We start from the raw sequence: 25,588 nt of genomic DNA on the forward strand, positions 1-25,588 counted from the left end.
TGATTCGTTGAATCACTTAGTGCTGACTTGCACAACGTACGTTCGAATAGGTTTGCCGCTACCCGTTTGATTTAAGGGTTTTGTAGAGAACACAACGTTGGCTGTGCCGACCGTTATGCCTTTTATCTGAAAAACAGTTGGCCCAGTATTATCTCGTTTTAAGGTGTCGACTGCCGGGGCCAGTTGCTGTCTGGAGACTTCTACCACTTCCTGATTGTCAGACGAGCCGATTAATTCGAACGAGCTATCTCCCTGATTGGGTAGGGAAACTTCTTTAATTTCTCCAACTGATATACGCAGTTTTCTCTTGGCACCACCATCCGTTTGACCGGTTTGATTACAGGCAAGCAGACTAACAGTCAGGAATACCAGCCAACTAAGTTTAGCTCTTACTTGTAGAACGTAGTTGTATGCAGAAGGAATCAGCGATGAAATAGCCATAACGCTATAACTACGCAATTACGTCAACAGTTTTAATGTCAGTCGGGTCATACCAATTTGTCGGATGTATAGTGTTTGTTACGTAGTCGTTTGTACGTAGTCAAAGGCGGCTTGGGCAAGGTCTTCCTAGCCGAGCGACAGTTGTAACAGATCACTGTGTGGTTAAGAAATATGCATCACTTGGCTGAACGCTGATAAAAGACAAAACCGTTTTCTTCGCCTGTTTTTCGTACGTCGGGTAGAGAATCGAGCAGTGTAGGCTGTTCGCTGGCGTGACGGATGAACCACACGTCTTTATCAATTCGACCACGTAACAGCCAATCATCGTTGTAATAATTGGGATTCGTAACAGGCGGCTTCCGGGTGTAGAAAAACGGGCCATAACTATGGTAGCCGTAGGCTCTTACGTAGACATTCTGCCCCTGCGCCCGCTCGAAAAAACGCATGGCCGCTGCCTGCGAAATACCCTCAATCCGACCAATAAAGAACCAGAGTGTCAGCGTGATAAAAATGGCCATACCACCAAAAAGAGCTACCGATGCCTGTGCCGATTCGCGCTGATTGTACCAGCGAATTGCAACGATCAGCACAATGAGCAGCCATACGCCGGGTATAATAGTCCAGAGTGGCCAGTCGATTTTGGCATCCAAGTTTCCTTGTGAAAAGGCATCCTGATCAGCAATCGAACGTACTAAATCCATCCGTCGGGCAGCCAGAGGCAACCCTCCGATGGCAATCACAAAAATTCCTCCAACGATGATCAGGCCCGCCCGAAGCCAATTGTTGAACTGGATTTTCCGCTCTTCCAGCTGCAACAGCGTCAGGGCTGCGAAATAGGTTACCGGGAAATAACAGAGTGAGGAGTAATGCACGATTTTTGACTGCACGATGCTGAATAGAACCAGTACTACCCAAAAAAGAATGAGCATCCAGCGTCGAAATTCGCGCTGGTAGTTGCGCTCGATAAACAGGGTTCCCAGCGCCCGAATGCCGAAAATCGACGCGGGAAAACAACCGACCAGTAAAATGATAATGTGATAGCCAGGAAAGCCAGCATGACCGGCATCGGGCGTACTGAACAGACGAATACTATACGCTATGAATTCGCGCACTAACGTCGGTCCGTTGAGGTAAATATCGAGCCCGTACCAAAGTAATGAACCAATCGATGCGGCTGCTGAAAACGCCAGAAACTGAAGAGGAGTGATGAACCAGCGAAACCGGTTCAAAGCCCAGTACGTACCCAGACATAAGCAAATAATGAGGTAAGCAACGGGCCCTTTTGTCAGGATGGCTAACCCCAAGACCAGTCCACCCAGCAGAATATACGTCCATTCGCGTTTCGGTACGGTCATCGCGCCACCAAGTCGTTCGCGTTTCCACGAAGCAAAAATCACGTTGACTAAGCTGATGAAGATGAACAGGTTAAAAAACGGGTCGATGATGCCGGATCGGAAATACAGATGGGGCGTTACAGAGCCCAGATAGGCCAGTGACCACAACAGGCCAAAGCGATGTCCGTGTAGTTTCTGACCAAGATTATAGAGATAAACCAACGTAATAATGCCGCAGATAGCGTTCGGGAGCCGGGCCGAAAATTCACTGATGCCAAAGAGATTCATCATCATCGACTGGAGCCAGAAAAACAAAGGAGGTTTTTCGTAAAACGGCTTGAAATCAATGTGAACGTGCAGGTAATCGCCTAACGCGATCATCTCGCGGGCACATTCAGCGAAATTGATCTCGTCCCAATCGAATAGCCGGACGCCCCCCAGAAATGGGATAAACAGTAGAGTTCCCAAGCCGATTAGCACCAGCGAATAGAAAAGTTTTTGATTCATTAATGAGCGTATTGGTAAACAAAGGACCTGCTCCTGACTGGAAAAGGTTCGTAAAAATAGCCGAAAAAAGATTGCCGGGATTACCGATATTCGCGCCGACAATATCCATGAGGTTGTGAGTCGTGGTTTGATGTTGACAAATGCAGGCGTATTCCTGGTACGGTTAATGTTAAGCTACAACCACAAATAATAACCCAAAAGCCCGTTATGCTCGCCAATCATCGATTTACCGACTTACCCGCTTATTCGCAGTTGCAGGCGCATTATGATGGTCTGAAAGACCGCCATCTGCGCGATCTGTTTGCTGACGATCCGGAGCGGTTCACTACGTTCACGCGTCAGTTTGAGGATATTCTGCTCGACTTCTCAAAGAATCGGATTACTGCCGAAACCCTTAGTTTGCTCACTCAACTGGCTGAGCAGGCCGAGCTGAAATCAGCCATTGGCAAGATGTTTTCCGGTGATAAAATCAACCGCACGGAAGATCGGGCGGTATTGCATATTGCGCTACGGAACCGCTCCAACACGCCAATACGGGTGGATGGTAAAGACGTAATGCCTGAAGTAAACGACGTATTGAAGCACATGAAATCATTCACGGAACGGATTAGGTCCGGTGAGTGGAAAGGGTATACCGGTGAGGCTATTACCGACGTAGTGAACATCGGGATTGGCGGCTCCGACCTCGGACCAGTTATGGTAACGGAAGCGCTGAAGCCTTATGCTGACGACAAAAAACTACGGGTTCATTTTGTCTCAAATGTCGATGGTGTACACATCTACGAAACATTGCAAACGGTACGTCCTGAAACGACGCTATTCCTGATTGCGTCGAAAACCTTCACGACGCAGGAAACGATGACCAACGCCCAAACGGCGCGGCAGTGGTTTCTGGATACGGCCAAAGACGAAGCCGCTATTGCCAAACATTTTGCTGCCCTGTCGACCAACCAGAAAGACGTCGAGAAATTTGGTATCGACCCCGACAATATGTTTGGCTTCTGGGATTGGGTTGGTGGGCGGTATTCACTCTGGTCAGCCATTGGTTTATCGATAGCATTGTATATCGGCTTCGACAACTTTGAGGAATTGCTGGAGGGAGCTCACGCCATGGATGAGCATTTTCGGGATACGCCCCTCGACCAGAATCTGCCCGTTATTTTGGGACTGGTCGGAATCTGGTATAACAACTTTTTCGGCGCGCAGACGGAGGCTATTCTCCCGTATGATCAGTACATGCACCGGTTTGCGGCTTATTTTCAGCAGGGCGACATGGAAAGTAATGGCAAATCGGTAGACCGCGACGGTAGCCCGGTTGATTACCAGACCGGCCCAATTATCTGGGGTGAACCCGGCACCAATGGACAACACGCGTTTTATCAACTGATTCACCAGGGGACGAAACTTATTCCGTGCGATTTTCTGGCCCCGGCTATAAGCCAACGGCCCATTGGTGAACATCACAAAATTTTAATGGCCAATTATTTTGCCCAGACGGAAGCCCTGATGAATGGCAAAACGGAGGAAGAAGCGGCCGATGAATTGCGGAAGTCAGGCAAGAGTGAGGAGGAAATTAAGGCACTCGCTCCCTTCAAAATGTTTTCGGGAAATCGGCCTACCAACTCGATTCTTTTCCGGAAGCTGACCCCCCGAACGCTTGGTAGCCTGATTGCCCTATACGAGCATAAAATCTTCACGCAGGGCGTAATCTGGGACATTTTTAGCTTCGATCAGTGGGGCGTTGAGTTGGGAAAACAACTCGCCAGCCGCATTCTACCCGAATTGCAGGACGACGCGCCTGTTCGTACACACGACAGCTCGACAAACGGTCTGATGAATGCTTTCAAAGCCATGCGAACAGAAAAATTTTAGGGGGGCTTAAGTTCTTCGTTCTCAGTATAAAGAGCAGATTAAATTTGGGGCCAAATCAGAATAGTTCAAAACATTGCTGAACAAAGGCCTGTTAATGGGGTGTAATTTCGATTACACCCTTTTTATTTTTATATAACTCAACGTGATTACAATCATGAAAAAGTCATTCTCCTTATTAGCTGTATGCTTATGTGGGATCGGTCTTGCAACGGCTCAAACCACAACCAACACGTACTCAACAACGAGCACGGAAACGAATCCAACCTATACATCGCCTGTTACAACTGACAGCACCAACACGTCGAATGCGGTAAACTCGTCGAATACGACGAACAGCACCTCGATGATGGAGAATAGCCGTACCGGAACGAATGGTACGTATTCAACAAACAGTGTAGCCTCGCCAACGACAGACGGTACAACAACGGACACCTACACAACAACCCGCGTTAAGGACAAGAAGGATTATAAAAACTTTGTGTTTGGTATTTACGCAGGCTTGAATACAACCAAGTTTAAAGGTGAGTCAGTTAACAACGGTACCAACAGCAAACTAACGGGTCGTTTAGGCTATCAGGCTGGTTTCTTCGTACGCGGTGGTGGTCGTCTTTTCGGTCAGATTGGTGCTGAGTATTTTGCGTCAAGCTCTAATTATTTCGTAGCCGGTTCGGGTCAGTCAGCCTCGAGCATTTCGGACCAGATCAACATCAAGTACATTCAGGTTCCGGTTTACATCGGTTATAAATTGACGGAATCGGATCGGGGTATTTCGGCGATACGAGTGCAGGTCGGTGTGGAATATGCTAATCAGATTGGCTCGACAGCAAATCAGTTTGGTAACCTGAATAATTTCCAGATCAAACAGGGTACGTTCAACGGTCTGGGTCAGTTAGGTTTCGATGCGGGTCCGGTATTCCTTGATCTGACCTATCATTATGGCTTCAGCAATGCTGTAACGCAGGAGACGGGTTTTGCTGGTTCGCAACGTCGTATTCTGAGCGCAAGTGTAGGCTTTAAATTCTAAAGTCAGTTGACAACAATCAACAAAGCCGCCTTCTCAAAAGGGCGGCTTTGTTGTACCGTAAAATTCCATAAAACTGTCTTACAGCTACCCTGCCCAAACATTCTTGTCGGGTGATCGGTTGTAAGGAAGTTACTCAACTTGATACATTATGAAAACTTTGACAAAAACAGCTTTTTTGGTGGCCGGTATTTGTACCACAACACTCACGCTTGGTCAGCAATATAACTCAAATGACGAGCGCTATAATGATCGGTATGATAGTCGGGACCGGCGATCTGAGCGGCAGAATGATCGCTACCGTGATAATATGATCGAAGAACGTCGGGAATATAACCGTCGTGATGAAGAAAATCCGCGTTACAACAACCGTTATGAAGATCGGATCGGTGACAATCGGCGGTTTGATGAACGGGATTTGAGCAAAGCCTATGACGAAGGATTTGAGGACGGTATGCGTAACCAGGAAGTATCCGAACGGCAGGAGCGTCATCAGAATTACAAACACTTTACGTTCGGCATCTACGGCGGGGCTAACTCTACCCGGTTTGAAGGCGAAACGGTTGATACAAAAAATTTGACGGGTCGTCTGGGCTACCAGCTGGGTTTCTTCGTGCGCGGTGGTGGACGTATCTTCGGTCAAGTAGGCGCAGAGTACTTAACCTCAAGTTCCCAGTTCTACAAAGCCGGTGACGGTCAGGCAGGCAGCGCTGGTGACATTATTGCCAATATTGATCAACGTTATCTGCATGTCCCTGCTTATATCGGTGTTAAGATCGCACAGTCAGATCGGGGTGTATCCGCTGTTCGTCTGGCTGTGGGTGCCGAATACGCTACCCCACTGAGCACAGACAAAAATGATTTTAATTTAGGCAATGCCGATTTTCAGGCAGCAACCGTTAATGGTCTGGTCAATCTGGGCTTCGATGCAGGTCCAATTATGCTGAGCTTCGTGTATCACCATGGCTTTGCTGACGTTCTCACCAGCGGAAACAGCAAACGCCGGATTCTGGGCGTGAACCTCGGGTTTAAATTTTAAACGATTCTTTCGTTAATAGTCGTCAGTCAATAGGAGTTTGTTCATTAGCTTTGGTTATCGCCTGCTACTGACGATCAAATCCTATCGACTGACGACTTTTTTTATGAACACACTCTTCCCAATTTTTGTCAAGGCTGAGAATCTGCATACACTTATTGTGGGAGGAGGCTACGTTGGACTAGAAAAACTTACGGCTCTGCTCAGCAACTCGCCAGAATCCCGCGTTACGCTCGTAGCCCCTGAAATACGTAGTGAAATCCGTGCTTTAGCGCAACAGCATCCGAAGTTACAGTTGATACAAGAGCCTTATCACGAAATTTATCTGTCCGATAAAGAGTTGGTTATTGTCGGTACGAACGATAAGAATATTAATCGACAAGTGCAGGCTGACTGTAAAATACGCCGGATTTTAGTGAACGTAGCCGATACGCCCGATCTGTGTGATTTTTATTTGAGTTCTGTCGTTAAAAAGGGCGATTTAAAAATAGCGATCTCGACTAACGGTAAATCGCCGACATTTGCGAAACGATTCCGGGAGGTTCTTGAAGATATCCTGCCCGACAGTTTGCAGGAAACCCTCGACAATCTGACAGCTATTCGCAACCAGCTCAAAGGCGATTTTGTCCAGAAAATGGAGAAGCTGAACGAGATAACGAAAGTGTTGCGGTGATCATACGTAGTTTTCAACTTTAGGAATAAAGTTTGTGGGAGCGCCTATCTGCCGGAACTCCTGAACGTTTTCATAGCATGAATATTCTTGCCATATCGGGTAGCTTGCGGGCTGCATCGGCCAATACGTCGCTACTACGAGCCACTGCTGAATTAGCTCCATCGAACGTAGTGATTACGATTTATGAAGACCTTGATGATCTTCCGCATTTTAGCCCCGAACGCGATCGGGATAATACGTCCGAGCCAGTTACGAAACTGCGGTCATTATTGCAGGAAGCGGATGCCGTAATTATCTGCACTCCCGAATACATTCATGGCATGCCAGGAGTCTTAAAAAACATGCTTGACTGGCTGGCTTCATCGGGAGAATTTGTCAATAAACCAGTTAGCGTAATCAGTGCCAGCCCCTCAGATATGGGTGGGTCGCGTGCGCACGCATCGCTATGTTATACCTTGTCTGTCCTGATGGCGAAGTTACCCGAACAGGCTTCTCTCATTGTGCCGTTCGTTCGGGCTAAAGTAGACGCTGATGGGCACGTAACGGACCCACAATTGATTCGGCAGTTGAAGAACGTAGTAATTGCGCTGGTCAACGCAGCTAAGGAAGACTGAAATTCTTAAGCTATTCACTCAAACTGAAAAGCGAAGTACATACACTTTCCTGAACTGGTATTCTGAATGCCGTGTGGTACGTTGGATTCCAGGAAAATCACATCGCCTGCGCCTGCTGGTTGCAGCGATCCGTCGATACTTTCCTGAGCTGAACTGTCGACCATTAGCAGAATTTCGGCCGCCCGATGCGTGTGGGGAGGATGGCTCCACAGACCCGGATTGAGCGTCGTAACGTGCATTTCAAAGCGCTTGGTCATTACCGTCCCGCAGTCGAACATCCGTCGGATTCCACCTTTATCGTGTGATTTGTAGGGAACTTCTTTCCAGTCGACCCAGAATGAGCCACCCGCCAATCGATCCAGATCTAAATCCGGCATCTCATTTGAGATATAGCGCATAAGGTAATACGTGAGCGGCTTACTGGTTTTGTTCTCTAAGCGATGCAGATCGCCCGGCATGATCAATGCAACACTACCCGACCCCAGGGTTTTTTGCTTCTCACCCAGCGTTAATGTTAACTCACCCTCTTTAACGATAATTAATTGTTCTTCATCCAGTTTATGAACGGGCTGCGAAGGCTGATGAGCAAAAAGAGTTATTCCGTGGACGGTTAAATTGGAAAAATCCCGCGTAGTACCTGACAGAATCGTTCGGTCTTCATAGCCTCCCTGTTTAGTAACCGGCGATTGATTCCAAGAATAAACTTTAGAAGCAATAGGCTGCGAAAAAGCCAGAGGAGCCAATAAAGTCAGCAGCAAGACGAGGAGAGGTTTCATGGTAGAATAATGGTCTGAAAGACTGAGATAGTACATCATTCCTCAGGCTATCCACGTATATAAACAAAGGTCAAGGCTTAACCTACTTATGCTCCACTACGTGTAAGATGATGTCAGTAAAGCTCAACCAACGTAACGTTGTCGGCGATGATGTATTTCTAAAAACGTAATGCTTTAGTGCCCTTTTCAAAGGACTAACTCGACCGATGGGTCCCAGAACACGGTTTTAAAATCAACGACGCGATCGTTTTCAATCTTAACCCCCTCGTCTTCCAGGAGTTGCTGCATAATGGTTGGCCCACCAAAAAAATGTTTACCTGATAACACGCCCACACTGTTCACCACCCGATGTGCGGGCACGTCTGGTCGGTTATGACAGCCGTTCATTGCCCAGCCAACCATGCGTGCCCCTGCCCGAAGGCTTAAGTAACGGGCAATGGTGCCGTAAGTCGTTACCCGCCCTCTTGGTATTAAGCGCACTACGTCATAGACCTCCTCAAAATAGTCCCTCTGCTCCATGCTATAAACGATCAATCGATGACCACAAAGGACGATTACTGGTTGGCTTCTTTTGTGGGGCTTTCAATCGCCTGAGTTAGTTTCCCATACCACTCTTCACCGTATGCACGAACGAGAGCCTCGCGGACGAATTTGTAGATCGGTACGTTCAACTGTTCGCCAAAGCCACAGGCCGGGCTGCAAATGGGCCAGCGGTCATAGTTCAGCGCATGGAAGGCTTCGTATTTCGTTACCCGGATCGGATACAGATGGCAGGAAATTGGTTTTTTCCAGTCTACTTTACCGTCGTTGTAAGCTTCCTCGATACCACATTTCAAGATTCCCCGATCATTCCAGGTCGCGTAAACACACTCGCGTCCGCCAACGGTGTTTGTCACTAAACCACCAAAACCATCGGATTCGTAACCCCCTTTCTGCTCAATAACCCGAATGCCTTCGGGCGAGAGATACGGTTTTATATCGTCAAAAATCCGGTCTAGGATGGCTGGTTCGTCACCTTCCAGCGGAGCGCCCATATCACCTTCAACGCAGCAGGCTCCTTTGCATTTATCCAGGTTGCAGACGAAAAATTTTTCAGCAACGTCGTCGCTGATGCAGGTATTGTCGATTAGAATCATATACGTAATGTGGGCGGATTAACGTCACAATGAAAACCCGTTTATCAAAGATACGGCTCAACACATTATAGAAAAAGCTACCCATACAGAGCAGCTTTTCTATAAACGAAACGTGGCGAACCATTAGGGTTTTGCCACTCTTATTTTTTGCCCTTCCCGGACGTAGGCCGTACTCAGGTTATTCCACTCCTGAAGCTCAGGAACACTTACGTTGTAAAGCTTTGAGATCCGGAATAGATTTTCACCCTTGGCCACTGTATGGTACGTAGCCCCCGATTGTGAAACCGATACGGACTCTGATGCCTTCTTGGCGGGTGCTGACTCAACTTTAGTGATTGTCTGTTCAACTTTGGTCGTCGTTTTTACCGTGGCTGCTTGTCCTACAGCAGGTGCCGACTCGGTTTTCTCGCCGGTCATTACCTTTATTTTCTGCCCTGCTTCCAGTTTATTGTCGAGCGTACGGTTATTCAGCTCCAGTAGCTCGTTCAGCTTAAGGCCGTATTTTCTGGCAATACCGTAATACGTTTCTCCTTTCTCGACAATGTGTGTTGTTGCAGTCCTGTCAGCACTGACCGATGGCGTGGGAGCGGCTGTTGGCGTTGCGGTCGACGTAACGGTTTTCTTTTCGACCATCGTTACTGTTGGCGTCGTAACTTTCTTCTCTACTTTCTCAAAGGTCGTTACGGTCGGTGCCTCCGCTGGACGCGTATCGGCTTTTGTAACGGCTGGAGCAGCGGGGCGGGGTGGAGATTTTGCGCTCGCCGATGTGATTGTTCCATCGGCTTGCTGCTCCGTTGGTCCGGTATAGTTATCCGCTGACGAACGAGACGTAACAGGCGTTTTAGCGGGACGTGGTCGAGTATATGCCTCCGAATCTTTAACCGACTTAGTTCCATTTGAGCTCCACCCATCCTCAACAGATGCTGGCTTGGACCTATCTGCTACTTCAGGTGTTGTAGCAACAGGAACGGTCTTTGTCGTTCCATCCGAATCTTGCGACCGGACAATCACCACTCGTTGTGAACCCTCAGAACTAGTAGACGTAGTGGGGGCAGGCCGACTTGGCGACACTGAATTCGTCGTTGTGGGTTGCGTTGCTGGTGGGGTTGCCGGAACTGCTGAACCATCGTTTGGGGTAATGCCCCCTCCGGCTAATTTGGGCTGATAGAGTTTTCGTTCAGACGCATTACGGGGTACGCCCTCACTACCCGACACCTGCCGGTTCGTCGCACTTGTACTACGTCCGGTTGGTGTATTGCCCGCTACTTCCTGACGAGCGGGCGTAGGTGGCGCGGGTGTCTGATCGTAAACGGGTGGCGTTGGTGCGGTAATGATCTCAATTGGTCGGTTGGCCGGCCGGCGCTCACGCAACCACATAACGCGCCCTGCCGTCAGTTGCTGCCCTCGATCAACGCGGTTGAAACGTAATAATTTTCGGAGCCGCAGACCGTAGCGTTGCGAAATACTACGAGAGGTTTCACCATCGCGAACAGTATGGAAGGGAACAAGGGCTTTTTTGCGTTTCTTGGCTAAATAATAAATATCATTTACGATGACTGGATCGGATTCGTCCAAATCATTGTAACGCAAAAAGCTCGATAAACTAATCTTAGCCTTCCGCGACAGAGACGCGGCATTGTCACCTGCCTGCGCCTGTATACCCGGTAATCCGTTGATTTCATACAAAACCGGGTCATTCTTGCTCTTTACAGTGGTTGAAACACGACGCAAAACGGGAAAACCAACGTCGCTCTGGGCCAGTTCTGGTGAGTTGCCAGTGCCCGTAGGAACGGTGCCGATTTTCTCCCGAACATCATTAATCTGATTACTAGCTACGGGTATAGCCATAACATACGACTTGTCGGTTGGCACGACATCCCCCAGTATCCAACGGTTGTATTTCCGGAGTTCAAACTCATCGACTCCCAATTCGTCGGCAATCGTTCGTATGGTTTTGCCACCCCCTTTAGGATATTCGATCAGTGCGAAACGATTACTGGTCTGGTGAAACTTCAGGGCGTTTTCAATCGCAATTTTATGCGCAAAGAAGCGTAGAATGTACCGGTCAGTACGTCCGTCGAGAGCAACTTCACGAGCATAGGCCCAATCGGGAGGAATCAGTTTCGTAATTCCAGTAGCCCCTAGATAATACGAGTAAAGAGACGCTACCCAGTTGTTGAACTGCGCATTGCTCTTTTTCAGATAGCCAGCAGCGGCCCGTGTCGAAGCCGTAATGCTCTTGCGTTCGTCGATCTCATCATCCACGCGTATGCCATTCAGCGTCGCCGTTTCTTTTTTGAACTGCCAGTAACCAACGGCATTGGACGTCGATACGGCATCGGGCGTAAGGGAGCTTTCCTGTACGGCCAGGTATTTAAAATCGGTCGGCACGCCTTCACTGATTAGAATCGATTCGATGATCGGAAAATAGAGCACGACCCGGTCAAGTTTAGCAGACCAATACTGTTGATTCGACATCAGCGCGTTAACGTCCTGCTGTACCGTACGCCGGGCGTCAGGGTCCAGTGCGACGGTTATGTCAGCAAAGGTCACCTTCTCGGGAACCACAGGGGTACTTGTTTGCGCCAACGTAGCGAAATGGGTCAGAAGGAAAAGTAGGAGTAAGGAATACGTCTGTTTTTTCATACATTATACCGCTACGGCGGCTCATTTCATCAATCGTACTTATAATTTTCGCACTACCATAATCCCGTCACGAACGGGCAACAGCACATTTTCTACCCGGGAATCGTCCTGAACTTTCTGGTTAAACGCTTGTACGGCTATCGTGTCCAGATCGGCCGGTTTAACTGGTTCAACAACTTTGCCACTCCACAGCACATTATCGGCCAGGATAAACCCACCCGAACGAACCTTATCGAAAATCAGATCAAAATATAGGGAATAATTGCGTTTGTCGGCGTCGATGAATACCAGATCGAATGTTTCATCGAGGGTCTGAATGATAGTAGCCGCCACGCCAATCCGGAAATCAATTTTAGAATTCAGTGGAGACTCAAGCCAGTAAGATCGGGCAAACGCTTCAAGTTCTTCGTTCTGGTCAATCGTAATTAGTTGTCCGTCATCTGACAACCCCTCCGCCAGGCAAAGCGCTGAGTAGCCTGTATACGTACCAATTTCGAGAATCCGGCGAGGGCGGATCATCCAGGAAATCATCGATAAAAAACGGCCCTGAATATGACCCGACAGCATCCGGGGCGCCATCACACGCGCACGCGTGTTCCGGTTGAGCTGGTACAACAACGCACTTTCGGGCGACGTATAAGTTTCGGCGTAAGTGCTTATGTCATGCGGCAAAAAATCCATTCGGCTATTAACCTGCGTAATTGTTTAATCCGACAGGTAAGGGCTGGTTTCAGTAAAAGTAACGGATAGATACAACAAATTGGTAATCGAATACACTAAATCCGATTTTTTGAATCAATAATGACCGTTACAGGCCCGTCGTTCAGCAACGAAACTTTCATGTCGGCTCCAAATTCACCCGTTTGAACGGGCTTCCCCAAATCAGCGGATAGCTGCGTAATCATTGCCTCATAGAGCGGAATGGCTACCTCTGGTCGGGCCGCGCCGATAAAACTTGGACGATTTCCTTTTTTGGTGCTGGCATGAAGCGTAAACTGACTGATCAGGAGTATATTACCATCAACGGTTGTCAGGTCGAGGTTCATTTTTCCGTCCGAATCGCCGAAAATACGCATACCGACGATTTTCTTACTAAGCCACGCTACGTCTTCCTGGGTATCGGTATGGGTAATACCAAGTAAGACCAGAAAACCCAATTCGATCTGACCTTTGATTTGATTGTTAATGGTGACCGAAGCCTGTGTAACACGCTGAATAACGGCAATCATGAAGTCTACCTAGAGATTATTTGCCAAAAATAGCAGCAATTGACTAGTCTGTCTTCAGTAAGTTACTGCTCGTTGCTAATAATTTCTCTATAGTTGACGGAGCACGTAAAGAAATTGTTTGGTTATGTAGGGGCAGATTTTTCAATCGACACTACGGATGATTACCAATGCTGGCGTTGGTCCACTGCCATTTTTTAAATATGAGGAAAGCTTTAGCGAGTTTTTCGGCCTGCATAAGCCTGTTTGTAATTCGTGAAAATCGCTCGTTCCGTAGCTAGTCGCTATCCAGACAGCCTGGTAAATTAAACGTTTGGGTTCAAACAACAGGCTCAAACCTCCGTCAACAGCCACTGCGCAATTAGAAAATAAACACCAATACCAATCAGGTCGTTGGCCGTGGTAATGAACGGACCTGACGCAACGGCCGGATTGATGCCGATTCGGTTGAGAACCAACGGCGTTACGGTACCCATAAACGAGGCCAACAGTACAACGGACAGCAGTGACGTTGCCACCACAAAGAACAAGCGCGGCTCGCCGATAATGAAGGTATAAACGCCTGCAATTAGCCCAACGACCAATCCGTTGATAATAGCAACCAATAGTGTTCGAATGAGCCGTTTAGCCATGGTTATGCTCAAACCCGTTGTGTCGGTTAGGCTTTGCAGAATCAACGACGAGGTCTGGATGCCGACGTTGCCACCCGTTGATCCGATAATTGGGATGAACGCAGCAAGCGCAGCTACTTTGCCCAGTTCGCTCTGAAAACCGTTAATTACCGTTGCTGCCAGTAAACTCCCAATAGCTCCTGCCACGAGCCAGGGCAGTTGCACTTTTGAGCGCTGCCAAACGCTGTCATCGTCTTCGGCTTCGCCCGACAAACCCGAAATGACCTGAATATCTTCTTCGGCCTGTTCCGTAATCACGTCCACGACGTCGTCAATGGTGATCCGACCTAACAATCGCTGCTGTACATTCACAACCGGAAGAGAGTCCAGGTCATACTTCTGCATGACCTCGGCCACTTCAGCCACCGGGCGGTACGTTTCCACAAACACGACGTCATCATCATAGATATCCGCAATCTTGGCATTTTTACGAGCCAGCACAATCTTCTTCAATGACACCAAGCCGAGCAGTTTTCCCGCATCGTCCACTACGTAAACGGCGTAGACATTTTCGACATCTTCGGCTTGTTGACGGATTTCTTCAATGCAGGCATTAACCGTCAGGTTGACGTTGATACGTATCAACTCCTTCTGCATCAGGCTCCCCGCTACGCCATCTTCGTAATGCAGCAGATCCAGGATAAAGCGCGCCTGTTCGCGATCTTCTAGCAAACCGATCACTTCTTCGCGAATCTGAATAGGCTGCTGATTCAGTACGTCCACAGCGTCATCGGAGTCCATCTGGTTGATGAACGGTGCAATTTCCTCCGACGAAAAGAGTTTGAGCAGATTGGTGCGCTCCGTAGGATCGAGATTCGCGATAATCTCTGCACCAACGGATTTATCCAGCAGACCTAGTAAATAATGCGCTGACTCGGGTTCTAACTCATCCAGGATTCCCGAAATGTCCGCTGGAAATAAGTCGGCCATTTCGGTTCGGAGCAGTTCGACATCCCCCGTTTCAATAGCCGTCTGAATATGATCAAGATAGTCTTGGGTAAGTTCGAAAGTCATTTCGTAGGGAGAGAAAAGGGAGGAAGGTGAAGAAAGGAAGGAAGGGAGTTTAGTTGCCCTCTCGTCTCTTTTCTCCCTCTACTCCCTTTCCTCCATCATTAAATTCGTCAGTTCCACAAATTCGGCAACGCTCAATTGCTCAGCCCGCTTGTCCATGAATGGGCTGGCCAGTGCATCGGCAGGTGGACTGAGCGGTTTCAGAGCATTACGTAGCGTTTTCCGGCGTTGGTTGAAACCATGTTTGACAACCTGCACAAATTTGCGTTCATCGCATCCTAAATCGGTTTTGTCGTTACGTCGGAGCGAAATGACGCCGGAATGAACTTTAGGAGGTGGATTGAAAACGTCGGGGGGGACGGTAAATTCGTAGTTGATATCGTACCAGGCTTGCAACAACACACTTAGGATTCCGTAATCTTTATTGCCCGGTCCGGATGCAACGCGTTGAGCGACTTCCCGCTGAAACATACCGACCAGTTCTGGCACCCGATCGTGCATATCAAGTACTTTGAAAAGAATTTGGGTCGAGATGTTATACGGAAAATTGCCAATGACAGCAAAGGGTTCTGTATTATCAGGCTGTTTAGTCGGTAACAGGTCGGGGCGGATATTTAAAAAATCAGCTGGTAGGATCCTGCCTTCCAACACTGGGAAGTTCTGTTTAAGAAAATCAACCGATTCGCGGTCAATCTCGATCACGTACGTATCAAACCGGTCATCCTTTACCAGAAATTGCGTCAGGACACCCATACCTGGCCCTATTTCAAGAATCTTTTTATAGCCACCGTGCCCAGTCAAAAGTTCGGTGATGTTCTGGGCAATACTCAGGTCTTTCAGGAAATGCTGACCAAGTTCTTTTTTAGGCTTTACGTACATGATACCGGCGGTTGTCGCCTGCAAAGGTACGGGGCTGCGGTTGAATTATAAGTGACCATTCATGGCTGCGGTCAAGATTCAGAATTACCAGGAAAGCGTTACGTCCAATAGTCGAATTTCTTCTTCGAGAAAATGGATTTGGGGATCATCGCGTGAACGCCTAATGTCTGGTCAACAACCTGACTGACTTCAAAATCGACGGCGGTACTGGCGATGGACAGGGCTTCGTTGAAGGTAAATCCTAACTCTTCTTTGATAAACGCACACGCTTCTGAAAGAGCGTTTTTCATCGCTTTGTTCAAATCTTTATCCAGGCCGACGGCAATGAAATGTGTAGGCGTTTCGGCGCGGGGCTGTTTCAGCGTTTTGCCTTTGTGAACGATGAATTTTACTGTGAGGTTAATGGCCGTTTCAATCGCGACCCCACTCACTTCGCCATTTCCCTGCGCCCCATGCCCATCGCCGGTTGTAAAGAGCCCACCAGCTACGGATATGGGTAAATGCAACGTAGTGCCCTTTGTCAAGTGCTTGATGTCCAGATTGCCACCGTAAAAATTCGGCGGGATTGAACTCTGGCGACCCATGTCGGCAGGGGGCGACAAAGCCATGACGCCCATAAAGGGTTTCAGCGGAATATCGATGCCTTCTTTGAGCGACGCCGTTTTTCGCTTCATATCGTACCGATAGACGAACGTTTCACGGGTTTTCACCTCATCAGGAATACCGCCACCACCCGGCCAGACGCTGTTGACCCCAAACGGGGCTGGAAACGTCATGTCGAGAATCCGAATTTCAAGACTGTCGCCAGGTGATGCCCCGTCAATATACACGGGTCCCGTTAGCATGTGCCCGCGAATCCCCGATGGTTCGGGTTTTACGTTTTTCAGAATCGCAATTACTTCCTGCGCATGCTGATCGATGGGTAAATTATTTTTGGTATAAAACTCTTCCGGATTGGTTCGACTAACGCCCGATGGATTGACTGTTTGAATTTCCACTACGTCTCCATCTTTTACTTTGGCAACGGGCGGGACGTCGGCCCCGTAATACCCCCAGACCATATTTTCGGGTAACGAGCGTACTACGTGGTCAGGTTTGATTGTACTGGAAGGTAGCTTAGCTCCTGAAGTCGTGTTATTTAACTGATCGAACGGGCTGGCCGTCAGGCTGCCTGCTGAGAGAATGGCCAGCCCATTTTGGGTAGTTTTACGTAGGAAAGTTCGTCGGGAGTTTTTCATCAGGTTGTATGATTGAGGCAGTTTGGGCAGAAAATGAACGTACTAAGATAAACGATTGCTGCTCAATCCGTACGAACGTAACGATTTATGCTGAAAGCTAGCCTGGTTTCTGCTGAACAACGTACCTGCTCGCCCCGTTACGTTTCAGAATCAACCTGAATTATGCCGTGACATCGTCCGCTGATCCTGTTAAATCATCGTTGCCCAATAAGTGGATAATTTTAGGGACGGTCATGTTCGGAACGTTCATGTCGACGCTCGACAGCAGCATCGTGAATATTGCTCTACCGACTATCCGGCGTGAACTCAACGCGGGCGACAGTGTCGAATGGATTGTGTTGTGTTATCTGCTGACAACAACCAGTACGTTGCTTATTATGGGCAAACTGTCGGACTGGGTCGGTCGTAGACAACTGTATATCACGGGGTTTTGTGTATTTGTCCTCGGATCGTTGCTCTGCGGTCTGGCCTGGAATCTGTGGTCGCTGGTAAGCTTTCGGGTTCTTCAGGGACTGGGCGCTTCGATGATTTACGCGATTGGTCCGGCCATCATCAGCGATGCGTTTGCGCCAAACGAACGAGGACAGGCGCTGGGTTTCATGGGCTCGGTCGTAGCGGCTGGTTCCAGTGCCGGACCGGTGATTGGTGGCCTGTTGCTGGGTAAATTTGGCTGGACGAGCATTTTTTTTGTAAACGTGCCGATCGGATTGATCGCGATCTGGCGTGCCTGGACCATTTTGCCCGATAGCCCGAAAGTAAGCGGTCAACGTTTCGATTTATTGGGAGCGGGTTTATTTCTATTAGGGGTAGTGACCTTGCTGACTGGGCTGGATTTTGGTCCCGAGCCCCGCTATGGCTGGGATAATACGTTGGTTGTTACGTTGCTATCCATGGGCGCGGTTTTGTTGATTTTGTTCCTGATTTGGGAAATGCGGGTTAGCGAACCGATGCTGCGGCTAAGCTTGTTTCGAATCTGGCCATTTACGTCGGCTATTTTGGCGGCTTTCTGTGGCTTCCTGGCCTCCGGTGGCAACTTATTTGTGATTCCCTTCTTTTTGCAGCAATTGCTGGGTCTGAACCCAGAACGAGCGGGATTGGTGCTATTAGCAGGCCCATTAACGCTTAGTATTGTCGCTCCGTTGGGCGGGTATCTTTCCAGCCGAATCAATGCGCGATGGATATCCAGTATGGGTTTATTAATTACGGCCTGTGGTTATTTCGCCTTCTCGTTTCTGGATACGAGCTGGGATTGGAAAGACGTTGTATGGCGTAGCTCGTTGGTTAGCATGGGGTTCGGCTTATTTCAATCGCCAAATAGCAGCAGTGCGCTTAATGCAGCGCCATTGGCGCAACGCGGTATTGCCAGCAGCATGATCGCTTTCATGCGAAACCTCGGGTTTGTGGTCGGGATTGCGCTAGCGGCTGCGGTCTGGTACAGCACCCGGAATCGTTATGCGCTGGCGAATAACGTAACGCCCGAAACAACAGCCGCTCAACTACTCGGTATGCATTATGCCTACCTGGTTATGACGGGCTTAATTTTGACCGGGGCATTGCTTTCGTTTCTACGGGGTAAGCCTACGCCCGCTTTATCGCCAGCCGTTACGGCTGTTCCTGCCGGACCCGTCGTGAGCCCACCTGGCAATTAAAAAGGATGACTGGTTCGGGTTCAGCGGCAACCCGAACCAGTCATCCTCAAAACGAATTAGCGTTTGGGCCCGATCGAATCGTAGATCACTACTTTTTCCCACAACGAAGAATAATTGTTCCGGAAGTCATCGTGAATGGGGTGTTTCTGATAGGCTTCTTCGTCGGCTGGACTGTCGAAAAAGCATAGCCACGAATACGCATAATTCCGGTCAATGACCTCCCGGTTCGTAGAAGCAGGGGTGCCGATGTGTACCATCTTAATAGTCGGGCATTTGGCTAATTTGTTCAATCCTTCCAACAGTTTGGCTTTGTCGGCTTCACTTCTGGCATTTTTTAAGTAAAACAGGACATGGTGGACGAATATTTCCTTCGGGGCAGTAGCCACATTAGGTAAACTGGCACTCAGCCCAGCCGCTACGCTATTTTTAACAAAATTTCTCCGTGATTGCTCATTCATGGGATATTCTCGCTAGTGAGTTCGTGAGGATAAACTCCTCCTGGCGCAAAAATGCCAAACGATTCGTCGCCAGACAAATCTGATTGGTAATTGATCTTCGAGAATGATTTTCCGCAACAAGATTCGTTCAGGTCAGGTCTATCGGAGATACCACAATTCGCCAATTGCACCAAACGTTTATAGACTTACACAGTTAATTAGAGAAATCTATTGGCATAAAATCCGCCCCGATCTATCGAACGAAACAGCTTATGATACGTATTGCAAGCTTATTTTTTGTAGTATTTGGTTGCCCCACACTAAGTTTAGCTCAGGTTAACCCAAGTCTGATTCAGGCAGGTATTGATGCCTTTAATGCTTATACATTAAGCGACGCTCAGGTGGCCGACTATTCTAGACAAGCCGTTCAGCAAATGGATGCCAAAAATTCGGTTGCTGGTCCAAATGATCCGTATACCCAGCGTCTGAACACGATTGTGGTGCGGCACCATAAAGTCAGTGGATTGCCCATCAATTACAAAGTTTACAAAGTGGCTGACGTGAATGCTTTCGCGACGGCTGATGGGAGCGTACGTGTTTTCAAGGGGCTTATGGACGTCATGACCGATAACGAATTGCTGGCCATAATGGGCCACGAAATCGGCCACGTGATTAACCACGACTCGCGCGATGCTATGAAAAGTGCGCTCAAACGTTCAGCGGTACGTAACGCGGTCGCGTCGAATTCAGGCACCTTAGGAAAACTGTCTCGCTCGCAACTCGGCGGGGTAGCCGATTACATGCTCGGCGCTTCATTCAGCCGCCGGCAGGAGACCGAAGCGGATGACTATAGCTATGATTTCCTGAAACGGAATGGATATAACGTAATGGCGCTTGCTACGTCCTTTGAAAAGTTAGCCAAGTTGAGCGGGGGAGGACAGGGTGGCCGCGTTGCTGCCATAATTTCCACGCACCCCGACAGCAAGTCGCGCGCTGATCGCGTCCGTGACCGCGCCCGACGGGATGGACTTGCGCGATAGGAAATCAGCTCCAGATATTAACCCTGCATCAACGAACTTGTTATCATCTGGGTCAGCCTCAATAATTCCCCAGGTGAAAGGTGTATCAGTGCGTATTACATTGGGTAGTTATGTGAGAAACTCCAGAATGTTGTTGGCTACAATCGCACTGGTCTTACGAGATAATATTTCCTGATAGTCTAACAAAATTGCTGTACTAATAAGCAATTCAATCCGGCCGGTGGTCAACGCTGAAATAATGATCCGAAAACGTGATGTTTTGTGTAGAGCAGCCAACAAAACATTGGTATCCATTACGACCCTCATGGTTTAGGTCGGTAGGTTGTCGGCTCGTGCCCTTTAGCCTACTCTTCAATAGTATCTTCATTCCAGCCTTTTTCTTCTCCAAGCCCTTCCACTCGGCGTCAGCTTTATCCAAGAAATAATGCGCTAACAGTTTACGTATTTCAACCAACTGCTCATCTGGCAACGCGTACGAAAACGTTTGAAGAATCTCCAATTGGAGATTGGTAAGCTTAGCATTTGCAGGCATGGCACACACTCTTGTTAAGTAAAGGCTAGATCAATAAAAAGCCCGGCTACTTCGCAGCAGCCGGGCTAGGCACTCTATTTATCAATTACATTTCAATTTCTGCATCCAGATTCGTGAAGGCAATCTCCCCGTCGTCATTCAACTCCATCAATACGACTGAGTCTTTTTTGACATCACCCGACAGAATACTCTTCGACAGCTCGTTTAGCACCCGGCGTTGCAAGACGCGTTTCAGCGGACGGGCACCGAAGATCGGATCGAACCCTTCTTCGCCAAGTTTGGTCAGCGCTTCATCGGTAGCGTCGAGTTGAATCCCATTTTCGGCCAGACGTTGCCTGATTTGACGAAACTGAATGTCCACAATCTTGCGGATGTTGGCCTGGGTTAGCGGTTCGAACATCACGATTTCGTCAATCCGGTTCAGGAACTCAGGACGTATCGTTTGACGTAACAACTCCATCACGGCCGACTTGGCTTCTTCCAGCACCAGCGAGTGGTTCCAGCCTTCGTCTTCGGCAAATTTCTCCTGAATCAGATGACTACCGATGTTCGACGTCATGATGATGATTGTGTTCTTGAAGTTCGCTACACGACCTTTGTTGTCGGTCAAACGCCCTTCGTCGAGCACTTGCAGCAAAATGTTCCAGACGTCAGGGTGCGCTTTTTCGATCTCGTCAAGCAACACGACCGAATACGGTTTCCGACGTACGGCTTCGGTCAACTGACCACCTTCGTCGTACCCAACATATCCCGGAGGAGCACCAATTAACCGGCTGACGGCGTGACGTTCCTGATACTCCGACATGTCGATTCGTACCAGCGCGTTTTCGTCATTGAACAGGTATTCAGCCAGCGTCCGGGCCACTTCGGTTTTACCAACGCCCGTAGTACCGAGGAAGATAAACGAACCGATGGGGCGTTTTGGGTCCTGCATACCGGCCCGGCTCCGACGTACAGCGTCGGCTACTACTTCGATGGCTTCGGCTTGTCCCGCTACGCGTTTGCCTAATTCTTTCTCCAGATTGAGCAGTTTCTCGCGGTCACTTTGCAGCATTTTCGAGACGGGAATGCCCGTCCATTTTGCCACTACTTCAGCAATATCCTCAGCCGTAACTTCTTCCTGCATCATCCGGTCCGACGAATCTTTGTCCGAACCTTCCTGCACTAAGGAATTCAGCTTTGTTTCGATTTCAGGAATGCGACCGTAACGAATCTCCGCTACTTTACCATAGTCGCCACTACGTTCAGCCTGTTCAGCTTCCAGACGTAATTTGTCAAGTTCTTCTTTCAGTGTACGCCCTTCGTTGACCGATGCTTTTTCGGTTTCCCACTTGGCTTTTAGACTGTTACGTTGTTCGCTAAGGTCTTCAATCTGCTTGTTCAGAAACGTCTCCTTTTCCCTGTCGTTTTCGCGACGGATAGCTTCCCGTTCAATCTCTAGCTGCATGATACGTCGGTTCAGTTCGTCGAGTTCTTCAGGGACCGAATCCATTTCCAGACGTAATTTCGCAGCCGCTTCGTCCATCAGGTCGATGGCTTTATCGGGCAGGAATCGATCGGTAATGTAACGGGTCGAGAGTTCAACGGCGGCAATAACCGCGTCGTCTTTGATCCGTACACCGTGGTGCAATTCGTATTTCTCTTTGATACCGCGCAGAATCGAAATGGCATCGGCCATGTCAGGCTCATCGACCATCACGGCCTGGAACCGGCGTTCTAGCGCTTTATCTTTCTCAATATATTTCTGATACTCCTTCAACGTAGTGGCACCAATTGTGTGCAGCTCACCACGCGACAGAGCTGGTTTTAGCAGGTTAGCGGCATCCATGGCGCCTTCGCCACCGGCACCTGCGCCAATCAGCGTGTGAATCTCGTCGATAAACAGGACGATTTCGCCGTTGGAGTCCGTTACTTCTTTGATAACGGCTTTCAAACGTTCCTCGAACTCGCCTTTATACTTGGCGCCCGCAATCAGCAGACCCATGTCGAGCGAGACGATGGTTTTACTTTTCAGGTTTTCCGGTACGTCGCCCGATACGATCCGTTGGGCGAGCCCTTCCACAATGGCGGTTTTACCAACGCCCGGCTCACCGAGCAAAATCGGGTTATTTTTGGTACGGCGGCTCAGAATTTGCAGCACCCGCCGGATTTCCTCATCGCGGCCAATCACCGGATCGATTTTGCCGGTACGTGCCCGTTCGTTCAGGTTGACGCTGAACCGCTCCAGGGATTGATATTTAGCTTCTGCGTTTTGGTCTTTCACCGAGTTTCCTTTTCTAAGTTCGTTGATGGCCGCTTTCACTTGTTTCTCGTTGAAACCGGCGTCTTTTAATAACGTTGCAATTTGGTCTTTGCCCCCCATGAGTCCCAGCAGCATTAACTCGACGCTTACAAATTCGTCGCCGAATTCTTTGGTTAAGCTGCTGGCCTTGGCTAAGGCTGCGGCTGTGTCATTCGTCAAATAGACACTTCCATTACCGCCCGAAACCTTCGGATAGGTAGTAAGGATGGCTTGTAAGGCGGCATTCGTGTTCTGTAAATTGATTCCGATCTTCTTGGCAATGAAACCAACTACGTTTTCGTCTTCCGACAGAATCGCCTGGAGCAGGTGACCTGTTTCAATGGCTTGCTGGCCGTTTCCGAGGGCAATCTCCGACGCCTTCTGAACGACCTCCTGTGCTTTGATGGTGTAATTCTTAAAGTCCATGACAGTTCAGGAATGGGTTAAATACTGTATGACTACCTATAAACAAATCGCGGGCCGAGGTGTTTTTCCGGTCATTTTGGCGGCTTTTTCTCTGCTTTTGCTCTTTTTCAAGACAGAATGTCGGTACATTAAAATCATTGGTCACAACGAAAAATGTTAATCGCTAAGGAAGCTTTCTGAGCGTAAAATTGTTCCCAGGTACGTACGTTTCTATAGTGACCGATCAGCTATCTTCTATTCATGTCTGTTTTTCCTTCTTCTGTAACCGACGATCACCAGCTATGGCGGCAGTTTCGGGAAGGTGATACGGTAGCACTGGGCCAGCTGGCCAAGAAATATTACCAGACGCTCTTTAACTACGCAACTAAGTTCACCAGGGACAAAACACTCATTGAAGATTCCATCCAGGACATTTTTCTGAAGCTCTGGGAACACCGAAATCAGTTGAGTGATACGTTGTTTGTCAAGTTTTATTTGCTGAAAACGCTACGCCATCATCTCTTTAAAACTCATCACAAACACCTGCCTATCAGCGAGACGATGCATGACTGGCTCGACCTGAGCGAGGGTGATAGTGCCGAAAGTCGGATTATTGATGAAGAAAACTGGCAACTTACCCGGCAGCAACTGACATCCCGCGTTGCCGACCTCTCCAAACGCCAGCAGGAAGCGCTCTATCTGCGTTACTACGAAAATCTGACGTATGAGCAGATTGCTCAAACGATGGGCATCAATTCGCAGTCGGTGGCTAACCTGCTTCAAAATTCGCTCAAACGCCTGCGCGATCACTGGACGTATCTGTTGTTGATCTATTACTCACTGTTTATGTGAGCGTTACGTCCCGCGCGAAAATTTTTCTCAAAAAAATTAAGTATAAAGATTTCGAAACGGGATAATCCATTGTAGAGAGGCCACTAACTGCCTTTTTCAATGAAAGATTATCAATTCTTCGAGGTAAACGATTTTCTGGACGATGCGGCTTTTCGCCGGTGGGTATTTAGTGCGTTGCCCAAAGACGATGAATTCTGGAAGCAGTGGTTGCTGGAACATCCCGAAAAAGAAACGACTGTAACTCAGGCACGACAGCAACTGCTGGATATCCGTGGCAATCTCCAACCACTCTCGGTCGACTATATCGATCAGAAAGTCGCGCAGATTGTACGGCAGGCTCAGGAAAAGGAGGAAACACCCGAAATACCGCTGCCAATCATTCGGCGCTTCAATCCGACCTGGTATTATCTGGCTGCTTCGATAGCGTTGCTGCTTGGCTTCGGATGGATTTATCAGAGCCGATTGCAGTCCGGCGAATCCAGTGTTGTTCCAACGGTTTATGCGCACTTAGTAGAAAGCGCCAATCAGCCGTTGCTCGAAGTTGGAAACACAAGCAATTCACCCAAATCTGTTACGTTACCGGATGGCTCGACGGTGATGCTGTACAAAAACAGTCGCGTTAGCTATCCGAAACAATTTGCTGCGGCCAGTCGGGAAGTTTACCTGACCGGACAGGCTTTCTTTCAGGTACAGAAAAATCCCAAACAGCCGTTTCTGGTCTACGCCAATGAGCTGGTTACGAAAGTGTTAGGAACAAGCTTTTTCGTGAAAGCCTACGATCAGGACAAAGACGTTTTGGTGACGGTGCGGACGGGAAAAGTCTCGGTGTTTGCCCAAACGGATAAGCAAGCCACTACGCAGAAAGCCAGCCGGGAGCTGGGTGGTATGATTCTGACGCCGAATCAGCAGGCTATGCTGATTCGCGCTAATAAGCGCCTGATCCGCTCGCTGGTTGCAGAACCTCAACGGGTCGATGGTCCCCAGAAACTCACTACGTCCTTTGTTTTCAAACAAACTCCTATCCGTGAGGTATTTGCCTCACTGGAGCGAACCTACGGAGTGCGTATCATCTTTGATGAAAACCTAATGGCGCACTGTACGCTGACTGCCCGCCTGGACGACGAATCGCTCTATAAGAAACTGGATTGGATTTGCGCTGGTACCGAATCGAGCTACGAGGAGGTTGATGGACAAATCATTATCACCGGAAAAGGATGCCAGTGAGTTCTGGCATCGCTACGTATCAATCACGAACCAAACCCCAGCCTGCATGATATAAAACGACCCGTTCATCGCTAAATAAAAAGCCGC

The 25,588-nt window shown here is 48.7% G+C and carries 23 protein-coding genes; 9 read left to right on the forward strand and 14 right to left on the reverse strand.

Annotated elements, in window-relative coordinates; all coding sequences use genetic code 11:
• Positions 1-12: 12 nt before the first annotated feature.
• A complete protein-coding gene (locus IC230_RS23960) occupies positions 13-441 on the reverse strand; it encodes a hypothetical protein (protein WP_223860813.1) in 429 nt (142 codons plus the stop codon).
• Positions 442-617: 176 nt separating this feature from the next.
• Positions 618-2,282, reverse strand: a complete 1,665-nt coding sequence (locus IC230_RS23965; RefSeq protein ID WP_191041594.1) for an ArnT family glycosyltransferase — start codon at positions 2,280-2,282, stop codon at positions 618-620.
• A gap of 207 nt (positions 2,283-2,489) precedes the next feature.
• Here IC230_RS23965 and pgi point away from each other — a divergent pair, with 207 nt between their 5' ends.
• The 5 genes from pgi (at position 2,490) to IC230_RS23990 (ending at position 7,498) form a co-directional block, all read left to right on the forward strand.
• Positions 2,490-4,154 carry a glucose-6-phosphate isomerase gene (gene pgi / locus IC230_RS23970; RefSeq protein ID WP_191041595.1) on the forward strand — a complete coding sequence of 555 codons (1,665 nt, stop codon included), beginning with the start codon at positions 2,490-2,492 and terminating at the stop codon, positions 4,152-4,154.
• Positions 4,155-4,308: 154 nt separating this feature from the next.
• Positions 4,309-5,178, forward strand: coding sequence for a PorT family protein (locus IC230_RS23975; RefSeq protein WP_191041596.1), 870 nt, complete (start codon positions 4,309-4,311; stop codon positions 5,176-5,178).
• A 148-nt stretch (positions 5,179-5,326) separates the two neighbouring features.
• Positions 5,327-6,214, forward strand: a complete 888-nt coding sequence (locus IC230_RS23980; protein WP_191041597.1) for a hypothetical protein — start codon at positions 5,327-5,329, stop codon at positions 6,212-6,214.
• A gap of 103 nt (positions 6,215-6,317) precedes the next feature.
• On the forward strand, positions 6,318-6,884 hold the full coding sequence (locus tag IC230_RS23985; RefSeq protein WP_191041598.1) for a precorrin-2 dehydrogenase/sirohydrochlorin ferrochelatase family protein: 567 nt from the start codon (positions 6,318-6,320) through the stop codon (positions 6,882-6,884).
• A gap of 77 nt (positions 6,885-6,961) precedes the next feature.
• Positions 6,962-7,498 carry an NADPH-dependent FMN reductase gene (locus IC230_RS23990; RefSeq protein WP_191041599.1) on the forward strand — a complete coding sequence of 179 codons (537 nt, stop codon included), beginning with the start codon at positions 6,962-6,964 and terminating at the stop codon, positions 7,496-7,498.
• 14 nt (positions 7,499-7,512) lie between these two features.
• On the opposite strand, the gene IC230_RS23995 is transcribed toward IC230_RS23990, so the two are convergent.
• The 9 genes from IC230_RS23995 to IC230_RS24035 all read right to left on the reverse strand — a co-directional run bounded on the left by IC230_RS23995 (position 7,513) and on the right by IC230_RS24035 (position 17,081).
• Positions 7,513-8,274, reverse strand: a complete 762-nt coding sequence (locus IC230_RS23995; RefSeq protein ID WP_191041600.1) for a cupin domain-containing protein — start codon at positions 8,272-8,274, stop codon at positions 7,513-7,515.
• Positions 8,275-8,460: 186 nt separating this feature from the next.
• Positions 8,461-8,793: an MGMT family protein gene (locus IC230_RS24000; RefSeq protein ID WP_191041601.1), complete on the reverse strand. Its 333-nt coding sequence runs from the start codon at positions 8,791-8,793 to the stop codon at positions 8,461-8,463.
• A 35-nt stretch (positions 8,794-8,828) separates the two neighbouring features.
• On the reverse strand, positions 8,829-9,410 hold the full coding sequence (locus tag IC230_RS24005) for a DUF3109 family protein (RefSeq protein ID WP_191041602.1): 582 nt from the start codon (positions 9,408-9,410) through the stop codon (positions 8,829-8,831).
• A gap of 123 nt (positions 9,411-9,533) precedes the next feature.
• Complete coding sequence (locus IC230_RS24010) at positions 9,534-12,056, reverse strand: LysM peptidoglycan-binding domain-containing protein (protein ID WP_191041603.1); 2,523 nt, start codon at positions 12,054-12,056, stop codon at positions 9,534-9,536.
• Between the two features lie 39 nt (positions 12,057-12,095).
• A complete protein-coding gene (locus tag IC230_RS24015) occupies positions 12,096-12,737 on the reverse strand; it encodes an O-methyltransferase (RefSeq protein ID WP_191041604.1) in 642 nt (213 codons plus the stop codon).
• A gap of 95 nt (positions 12,738-12,832) precedes the next feature.
• Positions 12,833-13,285, reverse strand: a complete 453-nt coding sequence (dtd, locus tag IC230_RS24020) for a D-aminoacyl-tRNA deacylase (protein ID WP_191041605.1) — start codon at positions 13,283-13,285, stop codon at positions 12,833-12,835.
• Positions 13,286-13,614: 329 nt separating this feature from the next.
• On the reverse strand, positions 13,615-14,967 hold the full coding sequence (gene mgtE / locus IC230_RS24025) for a magnesium transporter (RefSeq protein ID WP_191041606.1): 1,353 nt from the start codon (positions 14,965-14,967) through the stop codon (positions 13,615-13,617).
• A 78-nt stretch (positions 14,968-15,045) separates the two neighbouring features.
• Entirely contained in the window at positions 15,046-15,843 is a 798-nt protein-coding gene (gene rsmA / locus IC230_RS24030; RefSeq protein ID WP_191041718.1) for a 16S rRNA (adenine(1518)-N(6)/adenine(1519)-N(6))-dimethyltransferase RsmA, read from the reverse strand.
• Positions 15,844-15,941: 98 nt separating this feature from the next.
• Positions 15,942-17,081: an acetamidase/formamidase family protein gene (locus IC230_RS24035; protein ID WP_191041607.1), complete on the reverse strand. Its 1,140-nt coding sequence runs from the start codon at positions 17,079-17,081 to the stop codon at positions 15,942-15,944.
• 167 nt (positions 17,082-17,248) lie between these two features.
• On the opposite strand from IC230_RS24035, the gene IC230_RS24040 reads away from it, so the two are divergent.
• Positions 17,249-18,730, forward strand: coding sequence for an MFS transporter (locus IC230_RS24040; protein ID WP_317171829.1), 1,482 nt, complete (start codon positions 17,249-17,251; stop codon positions 18,728-18,730).
• Positions 18,731-18,786: 56 nt separating this feature from the next.
• Here the strand turns inward: IC230_RS24040 and IC230_RS24045 are convergent, their stop codons facing one another.
• Entirely contained in the window at positions 18,787-19,188 is a 402-nt protein-coding gene (locus IC230_RS24045; RefSeq protein WP_191041608.1) for a Dabb family protein, read from the reverse strand.
• A 251-nt stretch (positions 19,189-19,439) separates the two neighbouring features.
• On the opposite strand from IC230_RS24045, the gene IC230_RS24050 reads away from it, so the two are divergent.
• Positions 19,440-20,207 carry a M48 family metallopeptidase gene (locus IC230_RS24050; protein WP_191041609.1) on the forward strand — a complete coding sequence of 256 codons (768 nt, stop codon included), beginning with the start codon at positions 19,440-19,442 and terminating at the stop codon, positions 20,205-20,207.
• 108 nt (positions 20,208-20,315) lie between these two features.
• Here the strand turns inward: IC230_RS24050 and IC230_RS34845 are convergent, their stop codons facing one another.
• Both IC230_RS34845 and clpB read right to left on the reverse strand, forming a co-directional pair.
• The gene (locus tag IC230_RS34845) at positions 20,316-20,513 is read right to left on the reverse strand and encodes a PIN domain-containing protein (RefSeq protein ID WP_191041610.1); all 198 of its coding nucleotides are present in this window, start codon (positions 20,511-20,513) and stop codon (positions 20,316-20,318) included.
• A 311-nt stretch (positions 20,514-20,824) separates the two neighbouring features.
• Positions 20,825-23,446, reverse strand: coding sequence for an ATP-dependent chaperone ClpB (clpB, locus tag IC230_RS24060; protein ID WP_191041611.1), 2,622 nt, complete (start codon positions 23,444-23,446; stop codon positions 20,825-20,827).
• Positions 23,447-23,686: 240 nt separating this feature from the next.
• On the opposite strand from clpB, the gene IC230_RS24065 reads away from it, so the two are divergent.
• On the forward strand, positions 23,687-24,277 hold the full coding sequence (locus IC230_RS24065) for an RNA polymerase sigma factor (RefSeq protein ID WP_191041612.1): 591 nt from the start codon (positions 23,687-23,689) through the stop codon (positions 24,275-24,277).
• A 99-nt stretch (positions 24,278-24,376) separates the two neighbouring features.
• Positions 24,377-25,501, forward strand: a complete 1,125-nt coding sequence (locus IC230_RS24070) for a FecR family protein (protein WP_191041613.1) — start codon at positions 24,377-24,379, stop codon at positions 25,499-25,501.
• Positions 25,502-25,588: the final 87 nt, after the last annotated feature.

The organism is Spirosoma validum (genome assembly GCF_014699035.1).
GTDB lineage: Bacteria > Bacteroidota > Bacteroidia > Cytophagales > Spirosomataceae > Spirosoma > Spirosoma validum.

What these genes read in the sequence shown, in the direction of transcription:
- IC230_RS24070 (WP_191041613.1), top strand. Translation starts at nt 24,377, where the DNA reads ATGAAAGATTATCAATTCTTCGAGGTAAACGATTTTCTGGACGATGCG.
- IC230_RS34845 (WP_191041610.1), bottom strand. Translation starts at nt 20,513, where the DNA reads ATGAGGGTCGTAATGGATACCAATGTTTTGTTGGCTGCTCTACACAAA.
- IC230_RS23960 (WP_223860813.1), bottom strand. Translation starts at nt 441, where the DNA reads ATGGCTATTTCATCGCTGATTCCTTCTGCATACAACTACGTTCTACAA.
- pgi (WP_191041595.1), top strand. Translation starts at nt 2,490, where the DNA reads ATGCTCGCCAATCATCGATTTACCGACTTACCCGCTTATTCGCAGTTG.
- IC230_RS24015 (WP_191041604.1), bottom strand. Translation starts at nt 12,737, where the DNA reads ATGGATTTTTTGCCGCATGACATAAGCACTTACGCCGAAACTTATACG.
- IC230_RS23990 (WP_191041599.1), top strand. Translation starts at nt 6,962, where the DNA reads ATGAATATTCTTGCCATATCGGGTAGCTTGCGGGCTGCATCGGCCAAT.
- IC230_RS23995 (WP_191041600.1), bottom strand. Translation starts at nt 8,274, where the DNA reads ATGAAACCTCTCCTCGTCTTGCTGCTGACTTTATTGGCTCCTCTGGCT.
- IC230_RS24050 (WP_191041609.1), top strand. Translation starts at nt 19,440, where the DNA reads ATGATACGTATTGCAAGCTTATTTTTTGTAGTATTTGGTTGCCCCACA.
- IC230_RS24010 (WP_191041603.1), bottom strand. Translation starts at nt 12,056, where the DNA reads ATGAAAAAACAGACGTATTCCTTACTCCTACTTTTCCTTCTGACCCAT.
- IC230_RS24035 (WP_191041607.1), bottom strand. Translation starts at nt 17,081, where the DNA reads ATGAAAAACTCCCGACGAACTTTCCTACGTAAAACTACCCAAAATGGG.
- IC230_RS24045 (WP_191041608.1), bottom strand. Translation starts at nt 19,188, where the DNA reads ATGAATGAGCAATCACGGAGAAATTTTGTTAAAAATAGCGTAGCGGCT.
- dtd (WP_191041605.1), bottom strand. Translation starts at nt 13,285, where the DNA reads ATGATTGCCGTTATTCAGCGTGTTACACAGGCTTCGGTCACCATTAAC.
- IC230_RS23980 (WP_191041597.1), top strand. Translation starts at nt 5,327, where the DNA reads ATGAAAACTTTGACAAAAACAGCTTTTTTGGTGGCCGGTATTTGTACC.
- IC230_RS24065 (WP_191041612.1), top strand. Translation starts at nt 23,687, where the DNA reads ATGTCTGTTTTTCCTTCTTCTGTAACCGACGATCACCAGCTATGGCGG.
- IC230_RS23965 (WP_191041594.1), bottom strand. Translation starts at nt 2,282, where the DNA reads ATGAATCAAAAACTTTTCTATTCGCTGGTGCTAATCGGCTTGGGAACT.
- rsmA (WP_191041718.1), bottom strand. Translation starts at nt 15,843, where the DNA reads ATGTACGTAAAGCCTAAAAAAGAACTTGGTCAGCATTTCCTGAAAGAC.
- IC230_RS23975 (WP_191041596.1), top strand. Translation starts at nt 4,309, where the DNA reads ATGAAAAAGTCATTCTCCTTATTAGCTGTATGCTTATGTGGGATCGGT.
- IC230_RS24005 (WP_191041602.1), bottom strand. Translation starts at nt 9,410, where the DNA reads ATGATTCTAATCGACAATACCTGCATCAGCGACGACGTTGCTGAAAAA.
- clpB (WP_191041611.1), bottom strand. Translation starts at nt 23,446, where the DNA reads ATGGACTTTAAGAATTACACCATCAAAGCACAGGAGGTCGTTCAGAAG.
- mgtE (WP_191041606.1), bottom strand. Translation starts at nt 14,967, where the DNA reads ATGACTTTCGAACTTACCCAAGACTATCTTGATCATATTCAGACGGCT.
- IC230_RS24000 (WP_191041601.1), bottom strand. Translation starts at nt 8,793, where the DNA reads ATGGAGCAGAGGGACTATTTTGAGGAGGTCTATGACGTAGTGCGCTTA.
- IC230_RS23985 (WP_191041598.1), top strand. Translation starts at nt 6,318, where the DNA reads ATGAACACACTCTTCCCAATTTTTGTCAAGGCTGAGAATCTGCATACA.